An 18,599-nucleotide genomic window follows, 5' to 3' on the forward strand; every position below is an offset into this window, starting at 1 on the left:
TGAACAAAAATAGTTTCCCACAAATTATGTGGGTAAGTTTTTCTTGAATCAGGTTGTATTTGTGATATCATAATATTACAGTAATTAAGGGGTAACAAAAATGAATGAATACGATCAATTATGGCAACAAATATTAAATGATTTAGCGGTTGTTTTCTCTGAGGAGTTATACATAGATGTCTTTGAGCCATTAAAGAAGACACATAAATACGCTAATGGGCAAATTTTTGTGCTTGTTCCAAACGAATTTATAAAAAACAGAATAAATCGTTTTTATATCAATAAAATCAATGAACTAGCAGAGAAACACTATAAAAAAGTGATTCGTTTTAAGTTTGTTACTGAAGCTGAGTTAGTTCCAGAAGAAACCTTAATAAGTCCTGAGAGAAATTTAAGTATTAAATATCGACCTGGTAATTTAAATAGAACTTATACATTTGACAATTTTGTTGTAGGTAAAAGTAATAATTTTGCATTTAGAATGGCAATGAAAGTTGCTGATCAACCAGGTACAGTTGCAAACCCTCTATATATATTTGGAGATGTTGGTCTAGGTAAAACCCATTTAATGCAATCTATTGGTAATTTCATCTTAGATAATGATATTCATCAAAAAATAATGTATGTTAAGGCTGATGGTTTTATTGAAGACTTTGCAAACTTATTAAGAAGAGAAAGAATGGATGATTTTAATCAAAAATATAGAGATATTGATGTTTTATTAGTCGATGATATCCAAATCATGGGTGGAGCTACTAAAACACAGATGGAATTCTTCAAACTTTTTGATTATCTATATCAACAAAATAAACAAATTGTCATCACAAGTGATAAACCAGCATCTGATTTAAAAAATATTATGTCACGTTTAACTTCTAGATTTGAAGTTGGACTTACTGTTGATATTCAAGTTCCTGATTTAGAACATAGAATAGAGATTTTAAAACGTAAATTAGCTACTGAATCATCTGATATTCATGATATTCCAAATGAAGTTTTAGAGTTTATCGCATCCTCTTTTGTAACCAACATTAGAGAGCTTGAAGGTGCTTTAAAACGTGTCTTATTTTATTGTCTTGCAAACAACTTAGAACTAACAGTAGAATCCGTTAATGAAGCGCTAGAACCGTTATTAAAAACAAAACGAAAAAGTGATTCTTTAAATGAAAATAATTATGATAAAATTCAAAGTGTAGTTAGTGATTTCTACGGTATAACGATTGATGATTTAATTGGTAAAAAAAGACATTCTAAATATATATTACCTAGACATATTTCAATGTATATTATTAAATCAAAATATAATATCCCTTATAAAACCATTGGATCTTTGTTTGGTGGAAGAGATCATTCAACTGTTTTAGCAGCTTGTGAAAAAATCGAAAATGAAATAAAACAAAACTTAAGTTTAAAAATTGCTATCGATACAATCAACAAAAAAATTGATCATTTTACACAAAAATAATTGTGGTTAATTTGTTGATAATATGGTATAATAATAGCAGTGTTAAGCCTATTATTAGAGTTATCCACTTATCCACCGCTACCAATAACAATATTTAAAGATTAAATAATAAAAATAAAGGAGCTCCCGCTTATGATTTTCAGTATTGATAGAGATGTTTTATTAAGTCAGTTACTCACTGTACAAAAAGGATTACCTTCAAAAACTCCATTACCAATTTTATATGCAATAAAATTTGAAGTAAACGAAGATCATCTAATTTTAACATCAAGTAACACTGATGTTGCAATTCAAGTATTGATTGATGTTTCATCAATTTCAATTCAAAAAACAGGCAAGGTTGCTATACCTGGTCGTTATTTAATTGAAATCATGAGAAAAATCACATCTAAACGTGTTGAGTTTGCTTTAATTGAAGATCATTTAATCGTTATTAAAGCTGATCGCTCTGAATTTAAATTAAGATTAATGGATGTTGAAGATTATCCAGAAGTTGATTTTCTTGATTTAGATGATCCAATTGTTTTAGACAGTCAAGTTTTTAAAAACATTATTAAAGAAACTAACTTTGCAACCGCACAAAGCGAAAAAAGACCTATATTAACAGGGGTTAATTTTAAATATAAAGATAATTATTTATATTGTGTTGCTACAGATAGTTATCGTTTAAGTCAAAAAAACGTTAAATTAAGAACACATTCAAAAGAATTTGATATTGTTATTCCAAATAAATCACTAGATGAATTAAGTAAAATACTTGATGGTTCAACTGATGATGTAGAATTATATATCAATCCAAATAAAGTTTTATTTAAAATGAAAAACACTTTATTTCAAACAAGATTACTTGAAGGAAATTATCCAGATACAATGAGAATTATACCTACTGAATTTCCAGTGGCGATTCCATTTAACAAAGAAGAATTACTACAAGCTGTTGAACGTGTTTCTCTACTTTCTCCAAGAGATCGTGAAACAAATTACAACATCATAAAATTAAATCTAAGAGAAGATCATATTGTAGAAATGAGTTCTACAAATAGTGAAGTCGGAGATGCATTAGAAGAAATTATTCCATCATCAGATGTTATAGGTCCGGTGATTAAAATTGCATTTAGTTCAAGATATTTAGTAGATGCTTTAAAGTCATTTTCTTCTAACGAAATTCTAATTCAATTTGCTGGAGAAGTGAAACCATTTGTGATTAAAGGAAACCTTGATCAAGAGTTATTACACTTAATTTTACCAGTAAGAATAGACTAAGAAATTCAAAAAACTAAAAAAACACAAAATATAAAAAAAGCCGAAATTTCAATTTTAAGGCTTTTTTTTATACCAACAGGTTAGAGACATTTACACCAAAAAAAATCGCTTAAATTAGTGTTTTTTTCTTTATATTATGTTATAATATAAATGGATGCAGAGGGTGAAAATATGAAAAAATTCAAAATTAACTCAGATTTTATAACTTTAGGTCAGTTTCTAAAAGCAACAGATTATATTGGATCTGGTGGAGAAGCTAAGTTTTTTTTATTACAACAAGAAGTTTTTGTTAATCATGAAAGAAGAACAGAACGTGGAAAAAAATTATATCACGGTGATCAAGTTATGATTTTTGAAACAGTTCATTATATCGTAAATGATACAAAGCATACTTCTTAAAAACTTTAGAAACCACGAAACATTTAAGTTAGAAATAAACAAACCCTTTGTCTATATTTATGGAGAAAATGGAAGTGGCAAAACTAGTATTTTAGAAGGTATATATTTTTGTTCAACAACTAAATCTCATAGGACTTCAGATGAAAAAGAATTAATTAAAACAAATGAAATGTTTGCACAAGTAGTTATTAAAAATGATGATCAAACTTATGAAATAGTTGTTTCAAAATTTGGGAAAAGAACAAAAGTAAATCATGTTGAAAAAAGAAAGTTAAGTGAATTTCTTGGACATCTAAATGTGGTGATGTTTGCCCCTAATGATTTAGAGTTAATCCAAGGCTCACCATTAGTTAGACGTCAGTTTATGGATTTTGAGTTATTACAAGTTGATAAATCATATTTAAATCACCTAAATACATATAAAAAAGTCCTAAAACAACGAAATAGTTTGTTAAAAAAAGTAGATATTAAAGATGATTACACATTTTTAAATATTTTAGGAGATCAACTTTACGAACAAGGTATCATACTTATTAACCAAAGAAAGCAATTTTTAGACGAATTAAATATATTATTTAAGGCAAATTATCAAAAGTTTAGTCAAAATGTGGTCGATATTATATATAAACCTGATCAAGATGAGGCAAGTTTTAAAAAACATTTGCAAAAACAACAACGACAAGACATTTTGTATCAAACAACACTAACTGGACCCCACAGAGACGATTTTTTTATAAGGTTTAACGCGTTTGATTCGAAAACATATACCTCGCAAGGTGAAACAAGATTAATCGTCATAGCGTTAAAATTAGCGCTTTTAGAATGGATAGAATCAAAGACAAATCATAAAGTTGTTCTACTACTTGATGATGTATTATCAGAGTTAGATCAACAAAAACAAGATATATTTTTAAAAACTTTACCAAAACAACATCAAATCATCATGAATAGTGTGATGCCCATCGATATGGATCACATTCAAATGATTGAATTAACAAAGGAGCGTACACATGTCAAATTATGATGCATCGAATATTCAAATTTTAGAGGGATTAGAAGCTGTTAGAAAGCGTCCTGGTATGTATATTGGTAGTACCGGAGCTAGAGGACTACATCATTTAGTTTGGGAAATTATTGATAATTCAATTGATGAAGCTTTAGGCGGATATGCGACTAACATTAAACTAGAAATCTTAGAAGGCAATATCATTAAAGTAACTGATGATGGCCGTGGGATTCCAGTGGATCTTCATCCAAAAACAAATAGACCAGCGGTTGAAACGATTTTAACATCGCTTCACTCAGGTGGTAAGTTCGATGGCAAATCATATAAAGTATCAGGTGGACTACACGGTGTAGGTGCATCTGTTGTTAATGCTTTATCTGAGTGGTTTATTGTTGAAATTCATAGAAATGATAAGAATTATCAACAACGTTATGAACGTGGTTTTCCAATGACAGATGTTATTGAAATTGGTGATAGTGTACATACAGGAACGATCATAACTTTTAAAGCAGACCATTTAGTGTTTACTGAAACTGGAGTTTATGATTATGAAATATTAAGAAGTAGAGTTCAACAACTTGCGTTCTTAAATAGAGGCATTAAAATTACAATTATCGATGCTAGAGGCAATGAACCTGTTGAAATAAGTTACCATTACGAAGGTGGTATTGTTGAGTATGTAGGTTTTTTAAACAAAGGTAAAGGTAAAGTCAATCAAGATATTATTTATACAGAAAAAGAATTAGATGGTGTTACATTAGAAATCGCGATGCAATATAACGATTCTTATGCTACAAATATTTATTCATTTGCAAACAACATACCTACACATGAAGGTGGGATGCATGAAGATGGATATAAATTAGCTCTATCTAGAGTTATTAGTAAATATGCTAATGAAAATAATTTACTTAAAAAAGATGATTCACTTATTGGTGAAGATACAAGAGAAGGATTAACTGCTATCGTATCTGTTAAACATCCAGACCCACAATTTGAAGGACAAACGAAAACTAAATTAGGAAATCCTGAAGTTAGACAAATCGCAAGTCAAATCACTGGTGAAGGATTAGAAAGATATTTAAGTGAAAATCCTGTGGATGCTAAAGCAATTATAGAAAAAAGTCTTTTAGCTTCACGTGCAAGACTTGCTGCTAAAAAAGCAAGAGAAGCAACTAGAAGAAAATCTCCACTTGATCAACTAGGATTTGCATCTAAGTTAGCTGATTGTAGAAGTAAAGATCCTCAAATATCAGAAGTATATATCGTCGAAGGGGACTCTGCGGGTGGTTCTGCTAAACAAGGTAGAGAATCAGAATATCAAGCAATTCTTCCACTACGCGGAAAAGTATTAAATGTTGAAAAAGCAAGATTAGATAAAATTTTAAGTAACAAAGAAATTTTATCAATGATCCAAGCAATTGGAACTGGAATTGGAGAAGAATTTGATCCAGAAAAAACTAGATATCATAAAATTGTAATTATGACCGATGCGGACACTGATGGTGGACACATTAGAACTCTACTTTTAACATTCTTCTACAGATATATGAAACCACTTATTGACCTTGGATATATATATATCGCTCAACCACCGTTATACAAAGTTCAACAAGGTAGACGTGTTGAATATGTCTATACTGATGATCAACTAAATACACTACTTGCTGAAATGGGTGGAAGACCATCTATACAAAGATATAAAGGTCTTGGTGAAATGAATCCTGAACAATTATGGGAAACAACAATGGATCCTGAAACTAGAACACTTTTACAAGTATCCTTAAAAGATGCACTTGATGCAGATATGGTATTTAGTATGTTGATGGGTGAAGAAGTTGAACCTAGAAAAAACTTTATTCAAGAAAATGCAATTTATGCAGATAATATTGACGCATAGGAGGAAATGAAGATGGAAGAAACTAAAAAAACAACCGAAGGTAAAGTTAAAGAGATAAATATTTCCACTGAGATGAAATCATCATTTCTAAATTATGCAATGAGTGTTATTGTCTCAAGAGCATTACCTGATATAAGAGATGGACTTAAACCAGTTCAAAGACGTATATTATACGCAATGAACGATTTAAATATGACAGCTTCTAGTGCACATAAAAAGTCTGCTAGAATCGTTGGTGAAGTTATTGGTAAGTATCACCCTCATGGTGATTCAAGTGTCTATGAAGCTATGGTACGTATGGCTCAACCATTTAATTATAGAATGCCATTAATCGATGGACATGGAAACTTTGGTTCAGTCGATGGTGATGGTGCTGCAGCAATGCGTTACACCGAAGCAAGAATGAGTAAATTAGCTGGAGAATTAGTATCTGATTTAGATAAAAATACAGTTGATTTTATAGATAATTATGATGGATCTGAAAAAGAACCTAGTGTACTTCCAGCAAGATATCCGAACCTTTTAGTTAATGGTTCAACAGGGATTGCTGTTGGGATGGCTACTAATATTCCGCCACATAATTTAGGTGAAGTAATCGATGGAATTTTTGCTTATATGGAAAATGAAGACATCACAACTACCGAACTTATGGATTATATTAAAGGCCCAGATTTCCCTACAGGAGGCCAAATCCTAGGACTTACTGGGTTAAGACAAGCCTATGAAACTGGTAAGGGTATTATTGCAGTAAGAGCAAATACAGAAATCGTTACACATAAGAATAAAAATAGTCTTGTGGTATATGAAATACCTTATCAAGTAAATAAAACTACATTAATTGAACGTATCGCAGATATCGCTAAAAATAAGATTGTAGATGGTATCACGGATCTTCGTGATGAGTCTAATAGAAAAGGTATGCGTATTGTTATAGAATTACGTCGTGATGTTAACCCTCATGTCATGTTAAATAACCTATATAAATACACACAACTTCAACAATCATTTGGGATTAATATGATTGCATTAGTCAAAGGGCAACCTATGATGGTTAATCTAAAAGATGTGATTGTTAACTATCTTGAACATCAAGTTGAAGTGGTCCAAAGACGTACAATTTATGATCTAGATAAAGCCCAAGCTAGAGAACATATTTTAGAAGGTTTACTTAAAGCTTTACATGATATCGATCATGCGATTGAAATCATTAAAAAAGCGAATACTGGTGATGAAGCAAAAGAAGCTTTAATTGAAGCTTATGATCTAACAGAAATTCAAGCAAAAGCTATTCTTGATATGAGATTACAAAGACTTACAGGATTAGAAATAGGTAAAATTGAAGGTGAAGCTGCTGAACTTATGGTTAAGATCACTGACTTTAAAGATATCATTGGATCACATGAGAGAAAGACGCAAATCATTAAAGATGAATTATTAATTATAAGAGATAAATACAGCAATGAAAGAATGTCTGAAATTAATCTACATGAAGATTTAAGTATTGAAAATGAAGACTTAATTCCTGTAGAAGATGTTATTATTACAGTAACGAATAATGGATATATTAAACGTATGAAAGTCGATCAATATAAGACTCAAAATCGTGGTGGAGTTGGTATGTCTGGCATTAAAGTTCATGAAGATGATTATGTAGAACATATCTTAATGACTTCAACTCATGATTATCATTTATTCTTTACAAATAAAGGTAGAGTTTATAAGATCAAAGGATATCAAATTCCTGAAGGATCAAGAACCTCTAAAGGCTTACCAATTGTCAATTTATTAGAATTTGATAAAGACGAAACATTAGCTAATTTTACGAGTGTTAAAGACTTTGAAGCTGAAAATGCATATTTGACTTTTGTGACTAAAAGAGGCGTTGTTAAAAGAACTCACATTTCAGAATATCAAAACATTAGAACTAATGGTATCATCGCATTAACACTAAGAGAAAATGACGAATTGTTAAGTGTGAGATTAACTGATGGTCAAAAAGATATCATCTTAGGTGCGTCAAATGGTAAAGCAATCCGCTTTAACGAACAAGATGTTAGATCGATGGGACGTACAGCATCAGGTGTACGTGGTATGAACATCTCAGATGATGATCAAATCGTTGGTGCAGCACTTATTGAATCTAATGATCAAGAAATACTTGTTGTTACAGAAAAAGGGTATGGAAAACGTACAAATGTAGATGAATATAGATGTCAAATGCGTGGTGGTAAAGGTGTTAAAACACTTAATGTTACCGATAAAAATGGCCGTTTATGTACATTAAAAGCTGTAAGTGATAATGATGATTTAATTGTTGTATCTGATAAAGGTGTTGTGATTAGAACTCACGTTGATCAAATTTCTAAAACAAAACGTGCTACACAAGGCGTTAGAGTTATTAAATTAAGAACTGATCATCATGTAGCAACCATTGCATTAGTTCCTAAACAAGAAGATGAAGATGAAGAAGTTGTTGATCAAGAACAATTTGAACAAGTTTCAATTCCTGTAGAAGAACAAAAGAAAACAATGGAGTCTAAAGAACTTGCACCAGATGAAGCAGAAACCAAACAAGAAGAAGTTATTTCTACTGACAGTTTATTTGATGAAGATAAAGAAGACTAAAAAATTAAATAATATAATGATAAAAGAAACTCTATATGCTGAGTTTCTTTTTTTAATAAAAACGATTTCATAAAAAATGCTATTGTAAAGTCACTAACCTTGTGTTACAATTTAATAAATTAATAATATAAACTATCAAGAAGACGGGAGAGATATAGCTCTGTGATCGTCTACCAACCAGTTATCAAACAAGGTGGTAAAGTTATAAACGATGGAAAAACTTATAACTTAAGTCTTTTAAAGTTTCTATCGGTATAGATAGGGACTTTTTTTATTACAAAAAGGAGAGATATCATGATTACCTTATCACACATAAATAAGATCTATGAATCTAAGGAAGAATCATTTTGTGCACTTTCAGATATTAATCTTGATATTCATGATCAAGAGATATTAGGTATTGTTGGACTTAGTGGTGCAGGTAAATCAACATTGGTCAGATGCATCAATGGATTGATTAAACCAACCAGCGGAGATGTCATCATTGATGGCGTCAAAATTCATGATTTAAAACAAGAGGATTTGAATCGAATGCGCTATGATATTTCTATGATTTTTCAGCACTTCAATTTAGTATCAAATCTTACAGTTTATCAAAATATAAAGTTAGCTCTAAATATCAAAAAATATGATAAAAATTTAAGAGATCAAAAAGTGGATGAAGTCTTAAAATTAGTTGGTTTATTTGATAAAAAAAATAGATATCCAAAAGCACTATCTGGTGGAGAAAAACAGCGCGTTGGTATTGCAAGAGCAATTGTTAATCACCCAAAGTATTTACTTTGTGATGAAGCAACTTCTGCACTAGATCAAAAGACTTCTTATGATATTGTGAATCTATTAAAAGAGATACATCAAAAAACAAATATTTCAATTATTTTTATCACACATCAAATAGAAATTGTAAAAGATTTATGTGAAAGAGTAGTTGTAATGGACAAAGGTAAGATCATTGAAGATAGACCTACAAAAGATTTATTTATTAATCCACATATGGACATTACTAAATCATTGATTAAACAAGTCATAGATGAGCCTACTCATTTAAAGAATAAGCAGTATTTAGAGCTGGTTTATCATCATGAACACGTAGATGATACAATCTTAAGTCATATGATAAAAAAATATGACATAGATGTTAACATCCTATTTGCAAAGACATTGACTGTGGGTAATCAAACGATAGGATATCTATATGTTGAACTTATTGGTGATAACAAAAGTAAAGCTATTAAGTATTTAGTGTCTAATGAAATAGAGGTAAGAGAATATGCTTGATAAAGAAGCACTAAAGTTATTTATAGATGCGTTTTATGAGACATTATATATTGTAGGCATAACAGGAGCATTTGTACTGTTATTTGGCTTTATCATAGGATTTACACTGTATATGACTCAAAACCCATATTTACTAAAACAAACCAAGTCAATAAAAGTGATTCACAGAGTGATTGCGACTACAAATGATATATTTAGATCCATTCCTTTTATTATTTTATTGATTATGATGATTCCATTAACAAGATTTTTAGTAGGAACAATGTTAGGACCAAAGGCTGCTATTCCTGCTCTCATAATTAGTGCAACTCCCTTTTTCGCAAGAGTTGTTCATATGTCATTATTTGAAGTTTCTAATGACACAATAGAAGCTGTAAGATCTATGGGAGGATCATTTAAATATTTATTATACGTCATTTTTAAAGAGGCACTACCATCGTTAGTTTCAGGGTATACTTTAACAGTGGTAACCCTTATAGGATTCATGTCCGCAGCAGCAGTTATTGGTGCTGGAGGATTAGCATTTTTAGCTTATGAATATGGAAAGTTTGGTAGTAATTATCCACTTATGTATTTATCCATATTTACCATATTAGCACTTGTATTTATTATACAAATTACAGGAGATAAAATCTCTAGAAAACTAGACCATAAATAGGAGAAAAACAAATGAAAAAATTTATATTTATAACCATATTTTTAATTACAATATTAGGACTAAGTGCATGTGCACAGTCAGACGAAAACGTCATAGAAGTTATAGCAACTCAAATACCACATGCAGAGATATTAAATGAAGCAAAAACAATTCTAGAAGAACAAGGATATACACTAAAAGTGATCATTACTTCTGATTACTATTTTCCAAATCCATCTGTTTCTGCTGGAGATGCAGATGCAAACTTTTTCCAACATGTTCCATTTTTGGATGCTTATAATTTAGAAAATCCAAACAATCAATTAGTGATTGGTGCAAGAGTTCATATTGAACCTATTGGATTATATGCTAATCAATATACTAGCATAGAAGATATCGAAGATGGAGCAAACGTTTTATTAAGTAATTCTATATCAGATCACGGTAGAGCTTTAAATCTTTTAGCAGCTGCTGGATTGATTACATTAAAAGAAGGTATTGATATTACATCACCAAATTTTGATATACAAACATCTATATTAACAAATCCAAAAAATTTAGTATTGAAAACAGATGTTTCACCAGATTTTTTAATATCAGCGTATAACAGTGATGAAGCTGATTTATATATTATCAATTCAAACTATGTTTTAGAAGGCGGATTAAATCCATTAACTGACTCTATCTTTATTGAACAAACGACTAATAATCCTTATGTAAATGTATTAGCTGTTAAAGCATCACTATTAGACGATCCTAAAATACAAGCCTTAATAGAGGTATTAGAATCACAAGCAATTAAAGATTTTATTACAAATCAATATAATGGATCAGTTATTCCAGCTTAAGCCCTTAGGGGCTTTTCTTTTTAGTGCATTCATTTATAACTTATAAAAAATAGTGTATAATATAAATACTTACTTAAAACAAAGGAAATTTATGAAGAAATTAAATTACAAAAAAGTATATATGCTTTTTATAGCGCTATTCATTGGCTTAAACATTATAAACACATATTTTTTAACAGTAAAACATCTCAATAGATATATTGAGCCTTTTTTACATACTTTTTTTGGTGAAATTAATCAGATATTAGGTAATTTTGTCATCCTATTTTTAGTTGTAGTTATTGTGTCTTTGATATTTAAAAATGCTAAATCTAGAATTAAAACGTTAATATGGACTACATTTGGATTAAATTTTTTCCTTTACGCTTTAAGTGTGTTTAATTTATATTATGGCACAGCGTTTTCAAGAAATGCTATTGTCTTATTAAAAAATCCAGCTGATGGTTTCGCATTTGGTGTTGTTATTGAGACGTTATTAGAACTTATTACTTACTATAGAATTCTTCTCTTTTTACCTTTTATCATTTTAATGACTTTATATATATTATCAGATAAAGCTTCTTTATCTAATTACAAGTTTAAATTTCAAATTAAACGTTTAACTATTTCTCTACTGGCTATGGCATCAATCTTCTTGTTTTCTTTAAACACTTATTTAAGACTTTATCAAGAATCTGCGCCTGTTCAGTCTATGAATTCAACTTTTGCAGTTCAAAACTTAGGTGTTTATCCATATTATCTTAGCGAACTAATAGGCATTGAGTTTGATCTGGATTATGAAGAGATATTAGATATTAGTGATGATCAAGATTTGATTTCTTTAGTACAAAGCTATAATAAAAATCAAGAAAGTTATATTAATTTTTTTGACAATAAAACTTACTCAAATAGATTAATGGTTGATGAGGCGGTTGACTCACTTTATGTTGATCCTAATTTATCTACATCAAACGATTTAACAGGTATCTTTAAAGATAAAAACTTAGTACTTATTCATTTAGAGTCCCTAAATCAATTTTTATTAGATCACCCAGCTATTGGACAAAATTTCACGTTCTTAAAAGATCTATTTAAAGAAAGTTTTGTCTTAAATAATGTGTATACAAATGTAGGTATGGGTGTAAGTTCTGATGGTGAGTTATCTATATTAACTGGTTTAAATCCAGTTGGAGATGAAACACTTTACTGGGAATACAATGACATGAACTATGATTTGACATCATTGGTTAAATATTTTAATGAACTTGATTACTATACAGAAGCTATCCATGGAGATAGAGAGACTTTCTATAATAGAGATGTTGTTTATCCTGAATTATTAACTTTTGATGAGTTTTATGCTATTGAAGATTTTATTGAAGATGGATATGTCGTAGAAGATGGATATTTATTTAATGAAACAGAAAATCTTGTTCATCATTCACCTTGGATTAGTGATTTTCATTTAGCAGACTATACATCTCAAGTAGGAAGTAGTCTTTTAAGTAATAGTGAACAGTTTTTCTTATTTCCAATTACGATGATGGGACACACTCCATTTGATTTTGATCCATATGGTGGATTAAGAGAAACAGATTTTCCTCAATATGCAAATCTTATTCAAAAAATAACATTAAGATACATTAATTATTCTAAATATTATAATGACTCTATTCAAAGATTTTTTATGGATGAATTTGGTGGAGATCAAACATTAGATGATACTGTTTATGTATTTTATAGTGATCATGGCTCAGGCATTAAAAATGGAGATTTATCTATTTTATTTGATCAAGAATTATCTTCATTAGAAGAAAGAAGAATGCTTCAACAAATCACAGTGTTTATCTATGCACCAAGCAATGATGAATATGTAGATTATGGAGATTATCAAATTAGAAAAGGCCTTTTAACAGGAGAACAAGATTTAGTTAGATCTCAAGTAGATGTTTATAGAACGATTGTTGAGCTCTTTGACCTTCCTGTTGGACAAGATTCATATTTTGGTGTGCATGCGATGAGTACAGAACCAACATTTGCACTTGATAATAGAATCACCGATGTTATTCTTGATGATTATATTTATTCTATGAGAAATAGATATGCTATTTTTCCAAATGATGAATCAGTGAGTTCTGAAACTTATGACTATATATTAAGATATAAAATCTTAAGTGACTATTTATTGTCAGAAGCTGATTTACAAACAAAAATTAATGAGTTAATCAAAGATGATGATTAAAAATTTAAAAGCATATTTAAATCCAACACTTATATTAGCGTGTTTATTTGTAGGAATGAGTTTTATATTAGGTGTAAGTTTATCTAATGGCCTTATTATATTCTTATCTTGGAACATGGTATTAGCAATCATTGTATATTTATTAAGTGTTTTAGTCGTGATATTGTATAAAAAAAAGACCCATAAAATATGGATCATATCTTCTATAGTTGCATATGTTATCTTTTTTCCTAATAGTTTTTATATCATCACAGATTTTATACATTTTGAGCATTACAACTTCTTTAATATGTATCCTAACATATACGAGCTTGATATATATGACTGGTATGTCTTCTTTGATATAGTTGTGGGAGCATTGATTGCGTTAAAATTAGGCATATTATCAATTTCTAATATTAAATCAATTTGTTCAGATAAACTAAAAACATTTGAATATCTAGGGTTAACAGCATTATTTGTCTTATCGTCAATTGGTATATATCTAGGGCGATTTATACGATTAAACTCTTGGAACATTCTTGATATATCATACATCTTTAATGGTATATTCGAACACTTTAGATTCTTTGTAATGTTTGTTTTACTTTTTACAATTATACATATGATCTCATATATTTTATTTAAAGAAAAAGGTGAATAATATTCACCTTTATGTTTTATAAAACAAAGTATAAAATAATGGATAAAACACCAACAGTTAAGCAATATATTGAAAAATAAATTAAGTTTTTAACTTTAACATATTTATATAATATACGTACTGAGATAAATGAGAATACGAAACTCATAACAAATGCAAGAGAATACCCTAATACATGAATGGATTCACTAGCAGTTAAAGCTTTATAAAAGCCTAGAATCATTACAGGTACTGAAACGATGATATAACTTAAAAACGAGAATTTTAATACTTTTTTAAGCTCAATCTTTTGGATTAGTCCACCCGTCATTGTGATACCACTTCTTGATATACCTGGGAAAATCGCAAATATTTGGAATGTGCCTATAATCATTGCATTTTTCCAAGAAACATCATTCTTCCATTGTATATCTTTAACTCTATAAACATAAAACAGTAATAAACCTGTCAATATTAAAGCAAATCCAACAGATAATAAATCATTAGGTAACATATCTTTAAATAGAAGTCCAAATACACCAATTGGTATAACAGCAATCAATAATTTTAAAACATATTGAAAATCTTCTTTAGACGTCTCTTCTTTTTTAATTAAAAATTTATAAGTACCTACTATAAGTTCTTTAATATCAGTCTTAAAGAAAAGCAATAAAGCTAAAAAAGAACCAGTATTGGTTATCATTAGAAAAACTGTTAAATTGGTTAAATCAATACCAAACAAATTACTAAAAAGTGTTAAGTGTCCGCTACTGGAAACGGGAAAGATTTCAGTAATGCCTTGAATGATACCAAGTACAATATATTTTATAAGTTCAATCATGTAATCACCAAACATATTATAGCATATTCATATGGTAAAAAGTATGTTAAAATAGTAACAATCATTTATAATAGAAGTGAATAGATTATAAGAGTAGAGGTTATGATGAAAAATATTATAAAAATCATAAAAGGTAGTTTTGTAGGTATGGGATCCATATTACCAGGTATATCAGGATCCATGGTTGCGGCTATTTTAAAAATATATCAAGACTTAATAGATGCCTTAAATGATTTTTTAAAGGCACCTATCAAATCTATTAAAAGCGTTTGGCAATATATTGTTGGAGTTTTAATAGGATTTATGATTGGGTTTGTATTCATTAATTTCTTTTATGAATTAGCGCCCATCCCAATAACATTCTTATTCATTGGATTTATCCTAGGCGCAATTCCATCATTGATAAAAGAAATCAAAACAGATAAATATAAATGGCATCACTTCTTTGTGATGTTAGTCGCAATTTTATTTATGATAGGATTTATATTCATTACAGAAACAGAAAGTACACAAAGTGGGTTTATATATTATTTATCAGTCTTTTTAGTAGGTGTAATTTATGCAGTCGCATTAATTATTCCAGGATTAAGCGGATCTACTATGCTCATGGCATTTGGTTATTTCCAAATCCTAATTACACTGGTAGATGAGATAGCAGTTGCGTTTGTTAATCTTGATTTTTCCACAATAGTTTCACAATTACCTATGCTTGCATTATTAATACTAGGCGCGCTTGTTGGACTCATACTCGTAGGAAAATTAATGCATTATCTTCTACACCACTACAAGGCACATTTCTACTTTGCAGTTTTAGGTATTGTCCTTATATCGCCATTTAACGTTTTATTTACATTACAAGACAATACATCAGCTAATGTATTTCAAAGTGCATGGTACATGTATGTTATAGGAGCTATACTATTTTTATTTGGCATATTTATTACGTATAAAATTTCACATACAAAAAATTATGAAGGAGAGATAAAATGATTAAAAAAGCGGTTATTCCTGCAGCAGGATATGGAACAAGATTTTTACCTATTACTAAAGCTTTGCCTAAAGAATTACTTCCAATTATTGATAGACCAACAATTGAATATATAGTTAATGAAGCTATCGATAGCGGCATCACAGATATCTTACTAATTGTAAGTAGCAACAAAAATGCAATCATTGATTACTTTGATTATAATATTGAATTAGAAACGATTTTATTAAACAAAGGCAAAGATGAAGATTTTAAAATGCTTAGAGAAATTGGTAAAGGTGCTAACCTTCATTTTATTAGACAAAAAGAACAACTAGGTCTTGGACATGCAGTCTTGCAAGCAGAAGCCTTTGTTGGAAACGATCCTTTTGTAGTTTTACTTGGAGATGACATGTATGTCTCTAAAGATAAACCTGCAATTAAACAAATGATGGATATGTTTGATGAAACTAAATCTTCTATTTTAGGAACTATGGAAGTTAAGTATGAAGATACATATAAATATGGTATTTGTACACCAAAGCATGAGAAAAAAGGAAGATTAGTTGAACTTAAAGATGTCGTAGAAAAACCAGACATTGAAGTCGCTCCATCAAGATCAGCAATCGGAGGCAGATATGTCTTAACACCAACTATATTCAAGTATCTTAAAAATCAACAAAAAGGTAAAGGCAATGAAATCCAACTTACCGATGCAATTTTAAGATTAATGAAAGAAGAAAAAGTGTTTGCTTATGATATCGAAGCTAAAAGATATGATGTCGGAAATAAACTTGACTATATAGAAGCTATCCTTGATACAGGCCTAGCAACCGCTGAACTTAAAGAAGGATTAAAAGCTTTAATTAAAGAAAAAGCTAAAATAAAATAAAGACTTTACTTTTTGTATATAAGACTTTATAATATAGATAACTCGTATGAGAGACCAGTAATATCACAATTTTTCTATCAAGAGAGAACACGGTTGGTGAAAGTGTTAAGAAAAAATGATATGAATCTACTCTTTAGAGGTGCTAATCACACCCGCACATCAGCGTTATAGATGATATAAGAGGGCTAGATAATTTATCTAGAACTAAGGTGGTACCGCGAAACTTCGTCCTTAGACAATATGTCTAGGGACTTTTTATATATAAAAGGAGGAATGAAAAATGTTAGATTTAAAATATGTTACAGAACATATAGACCAAGTAGTTGAAAGACTATCACAAAGAAATGGTGATTTTTCATATTTATATGAATTGGTCACATTACAAGATCAAAGAAAAGAATTCATCTCATCTGTTGAATCTAAAAAAGCACTTAGAAATGAATCATCTAAAAAGATAGGTGAACTCAAACGAAACAAACAAGATGCTACACATATTCTAGATCAAGTTAAAGATTTAGGAGATGAAATCAAAACTCTAGATGAAAAACTAAAAGATATTGAACTTAAAATCTTTGATATACTAGCCAATACACCTAACTTGTGTCATGAATCAATTCCAGTAGGAAAAGATGAAAATGATAACTTAGAAATTAAAAAAGTAGGAACACCTAAAACATTTGATTTTGAAGTTGTCGATCATGTAGAACTTGGAGAAAAACTAGATATTTTAGATTTTGAAAGAGCAGCTAAAATAACAGGCACAAGATTTGTTGTTGATAAAGGACTTGGAGCAAGACTTGAAAGATCATTAATTCAATTTATGATGGATCTACATAGTAGACATAATGATTACACAGAAATCATTCCACCATTCATCGTTAATGAGCAAAGTATGTTTGCAACAGGTCAGTTTCCTAAGTTTAGAGAAGATAGTTTTAGACTAGAACTAAAAGATCAAAACTACTATCTAAATCCAACAGCTGAAGTACCAACTATCAATTTATATCGTGATGAAATCTTAGATGGCACAAAACTACCTTTAAAGTATTGTAGTTTTACGACTGCTTTTAGATCTGAAGCTGGATCTGCAGGTAGAGATACTAGAGGTATTTTAAGACAGCATCAATTTAACAAAGTAGAACTTATTAAATTTAGTACTCCTGAAGATTCTTATAATGAGCTAGAAAGCATGTTATTAGACTCAGAAGAAGTTTTAAAACAATTAGGACTACCATATAGAGTTGTATCTTTATGTACAGGAGATATAGGTTTTGGAATGGCTAAAACATATGATATTGAAGTATGGATACCATCTCAACATAAATATCGTGAAATAGGATCAATCTCAAATGCAGAAGATTTTCAAGCAAGACGTGCAAATATTAGATTCAAAAGAACTAAAGATAGTAAAACAGAATATGTTCATACACTAAATGGATCTGGATTAGCTGTTGGAAGAACAATGATTGCTATTATGGAAAATTATCAAAACAAAGATGGTAGTATTACTATCCCAGAAGTCCTAGTTCCATATATGGGTGTAAAAGTAATCAATTAACACAATTTCACATGAAAAAAACATAGACGTCACATAGTGTTTTGCTATACTATAAGTACTTCATTTTTCTCTCTATT

The 18,599-nt window shown here is 29.6% G+C and carries 15 protein-coding genes, 1 riboswitch and 1 other annotated feature; of the genes, 14 read left to right on the forward strand and 1 reads right to left on the reverse strand.

Features of this window, described 5'->3' with window-relative positions; translation table 11 throughout:
• Positions 1–100 precede the first annotated feature (100 nt).
• The 11 genes from dnaA to MPAN_RS00055 all read left to right on the forward strand — a co-directional run bounded on the left by dnaA (position 101) and on the right by MPAN_RS00055 (position 14,285).
• On the forward strand, positions 101–1,465 hold the full coding sequence (dnaA, locus tag MPAN_RS00005) for a chromosomal replication initiator protein DnaA (protein ID WP_176238984.1): 1,365 nt from the start codon (positions 101–103) through the stop codon (positions 1,463–1,465).
• A gap of 132 nt (positions 1,466–1,597) precedes the next feature.
• Entirely contained in the window at positions 1,598–2,728 is a 1,131-nt protein-coding gene (gene dnaN, locus MPAN_RS00010) for a DNA polymerase III subunit beta (RefSeq protein ID WP_176238985.1), read from the forward strand.
• Between the two features lie 171 nt (positions 2,729–2,899).
• Positions 2,900–3,127, forward strand: a complete 228-nt coding sequence (gene yaaA / locus MPAN_RS00015; protein ID WP_176238986.1) for a S4 domain-containing protein YaaA — start codon at positions 2,900–2,902, stop codon at positions 3,125–3,127.
• Positions 3,105–4,151, forward strand: coding sequence for a DNA replication/repair protein RecF (gene recF / locus MPAN_RS00020; RefSeq protein ID WP_176238987.1), 1,047 nt, complete (start codon positions 3,105–3,107; stop codon positions 4,149–4,151). The genes yaaA and recF overlap by 23 nt, the downstream gene beginning before the upstream one ends.
• Positions 4,138–6,033, forward strand: coding sequence for a DNA topoisomerase (ATP-hydrolyzing) subunit B (gene gyrB, locus MPAN_RS00025; RefSeq protein ID WP_176238988.1), 1,896 nt, complete (start codon positions 4,138–4,140; stop codon positions 6,031–6,033). The genes recF and gyrB overlap by 14 nt, the downstream gene beginning before the upstream one ends.
• Positions 6,034–6,045: 12 nt before the next feature.
• Positions 6,046–8,658: a DNA gyrase subunit A gene (gene gyrA / locus MPAN_RS00030; protein ID WP_176238989.1), complete on the forward strand. Its 2,613-nt coding sequence runs from the start codon at positions 6,046–6,048 to the stop codon at positions 8,656–8,658.
• Positions 8,659–8,787: 129 nt separating this feature from the next.
• A riboswitch (SAM riboswitch) is annotated at positions 8,788–8,876 on the forward strand.
• 76 nt (positions 8,877–8,952) lie between these two features.
• The gene (locus MPAN_RS00035; RefSeq protein ID WP_176238990.1) at positions 8,953–9,936 is read left to right on the forward strand and encodes a methionine ABC transporter ATP-binding protein; all 984 of its coding nucleotides are present in this window, start codon (positions 8,953–8,955) and stop codon (positions 9,934–9,936) included.
• On the forward strand, positions 9,929–10,594 hold the full coding sequence (locus MPAN_RS00040) for a methionine ABC transporter permease (RefSeq protein WP_176238991.1): 666 nt from the start codon (positions 9,929–9,931) through the stop codon (positions 10,592–10,594). Before MPAN_RS00035 ends, MPAN_RS00040 begins: the two co-directional genes overlap by 8 nt.
• Positions 10,595–10,605: 11 nt before the next feature.
• On the forward strand, positions 10,606–11,421 hold the full coding sequence (locus MPAN_RS00045; protein ID WP_176238992.1) for a MetQ/NlpA family ABC transporter substrate-binding protein: 816 nt from the start codon (positions 10,606–10,608) through the stop codon (positions 11,419–11,421).
• Between the two features lie 91 nt (positions 11,422–11,512).
• A complete protein-coding gene (locus MPAN_RS00050; RefSeq protein ID WP_176238993.1) occupies positions 11,513–13,642 on the forward strand; it encodes an LTA synthase family protein in 2,130 nt (709 codons plus the stop codon).
• Positions 13,632–14,285, forward strand: a complete 654-nt coding sequence (locus tag MPAN_RS00055) for a DUF1361 domain-containing protein (protein ID WP_176238994.1) — start codon at positions 13,632–13,634, stop codon at positions 14,283–14,285. Before MPAN_RS00050 ends, MPAN_RS00055 begins: the two co-directional genes overlap by 11 nt.
• Before the next feature lie 16 nt (positions 14,286–14,301).
• On the opposite strand, the gene MPAN_RS00060 is transcribed toward MPAN_RS00055, so the two are convergent.
• A complete protein-coding gene (locus tag MPAN_RS00060; RefSeq protein ID WP_176238995.1) occupies positions 14,302–15,105 on the reverse strand; it encodes an undecaprenyl-diphosphate phosphatase in 804 nt (267 codons plus the stop codon).
• Positions 15,106–15,210: 105 nt separating this feature from the next.
• On the opposite strand from MPAN_RS00060, the gene MPAN_RS00065 reads away from it, so the two are divergent.
• The 3 genes from MPAN_RS00065 to serS all read left to right on the forward strand — a co-directional run bounded on the left by MPAN_RS00065 (position 15,211) and on the right by serS (position 18,522).
• The gene (locus tag MPAN_RS00065; RefSeq protein WP_176238996.1) at positions 15,211–16,095 is read left to right on the forward strand and encodes a DUF368 domain-containing protein; all 885 of its coding nucleotides are present in this window, start codon (positions 15,211–15,213) and stop codon (positions 16,093–16,095) included.
• The gene (gene galU / locus MPAN_RS00070) at positions 16,092–16,964 is read left to right on the forward strand and encodes a UTP--glucose-1-phosphate uridylyltransferase GalU (protein ID WP_176238997.1); all 873 of its coding nucleotides are present in this window, start codon (positions 16,092–16,094) and stop codon (positions 16,962–16,964) included. Before MPAN_RS00065 ends, galU begins: the two co-directional genes overlap by 4 nt.
• A 36-nt stretch (positions 16,965–17,000) precedes the next feature.
• Positions 17,001–17,200 (forward strand) — a binding site (T-box leader).
• A gap of 44 nt (positions 17,201–17,244) precedes the next feature.
• Positions 17,245–18,522, forward strand: a complete 1,278-nt coding sequence (serS, locus tag MPAN_RS00075) for a serine--tRNA ligase (protein WP_176238998.1) — start codon at positions 17,245–17,247, stop codon at positions 18,520–18,522.
• Positions 18,523–18,599: the final 77 nt, after the last annotated feature.

Source organism: Mariniplasma anaerobium (assembly GCF_016865445.1).
Taxonomy (GTDB): domain Bacteria; phylum Bacillota_I; class Bacilli_A; order Acholeplasmatales; family Acholeplasmataceae; genus Mariniplasma; species Mariniplasma anaerobium.

What these genes read in the sequence shown, in the direction of transcription:
- dnaA (WP_176238984.1), top strand. Translation starts at nt 101, where the DNA reads ATGAATGAATACGATCAATTATGGCAACAAATATTAAATGATTTAGCG.
- dnaN (WP_176238985.1), top strand. Translation starts at nt 1,598, where the DNA reads ATGATTTTCAGTATTGATAGAGATGTTTTATTAAGTCAGTTACTCACT.
- yaaA (WP_176238986.1), top strand. Translation starts at nt 2,900, where the DNA reads ATGAAAAAATTCAAAATTAACTCAGATTTTATAACTTTAGGTCAGTTT.
- recF (WP_176238987.1), top strand. Translation starts at nt 3,105, where the DNA reads ATGATACAAAGCATACTTCTTAAAAACTTTAGAAACCACGAAACATTT.
- gyrB (WP_176238988.1), top strand. Translation starts at nt 4,138, where the DNA reads ATGTCAAATTATGATGCATCGAATATTCAAATTTTAGAGGGATTAGAA.
- gyrA (WP_176238989.1), top strand. Translation starts at nt 6,046, where the DNA reads ATGGAAGAAACTAAAAAAACAACCGAAGGTAAAGTTAAAGAGATAAAT.
- MPAN_RS00035 (WP_176238990.1), top strand. Translation starts at nt 8,953, where the DNA reads ATGATTACCTTATCACACATAAATAAGATCTATGAATCTAAGGAAGAA.
- MPAN_RS00040 (WP_176238991.1), top strand. Translation starts at nt 9,929, where the DNA reads ATGCTTGATAAAGAAGCACTAAAGTTATTTATAGATGCGTTTTATGAG.
- MPAN_RS00045 (WP_176238992.1), top strand. Translation starts at nt 10,606, where the DNA reads ATGAAAAAATTTATATTTATAACCATATTTTTAATTACAATATTAGGA.
- MPAN_RS00050 (WP_176238993.1), top strand. Translation starts at nt 11,513, where the DNA reads ATGAAGAAATTAAATTACAAAAAAGTATATATGCTTTTTATAGCGCTA.
- MPAN_RS00055 (WP_176238994.1), top strand. Translation starts at nt 13,632, where the DNA reads ATGATGATTAAAAATTTAAAAGCATATTTAAATCCAACACTTATATTA.
- MPAN_RS00060 (WP_176238995.1), bottom strand. Translation starts at nt 15,105, where the DNA reads ATGATTGAACTTATAAAATATATTGTACTTGGTATCATTCAAGGCATT.
- MPAN_RS00065 (WP_176238996.1), top strand. Translation starts at nt 15,211, where the DNA reads ATGAAAAATATTATAAAAATCATAAAAGGTAGTTTTGTAGGTATGGGA.
- galU (WP_176238997.1), top strand. Translation starts at nt 16,092, where the DNA reads ATGATTAAAAAAGCGGTTATTCCTGCAGCAGGATATGGAACAAGATTT.
- serS (WP_176238998.1), top strand. Translation starts at nt 17,245, where the DNA reads ATGTTAGATTTAAAATATGTTACAGAACATATAGACCAAGTAGTTGAA.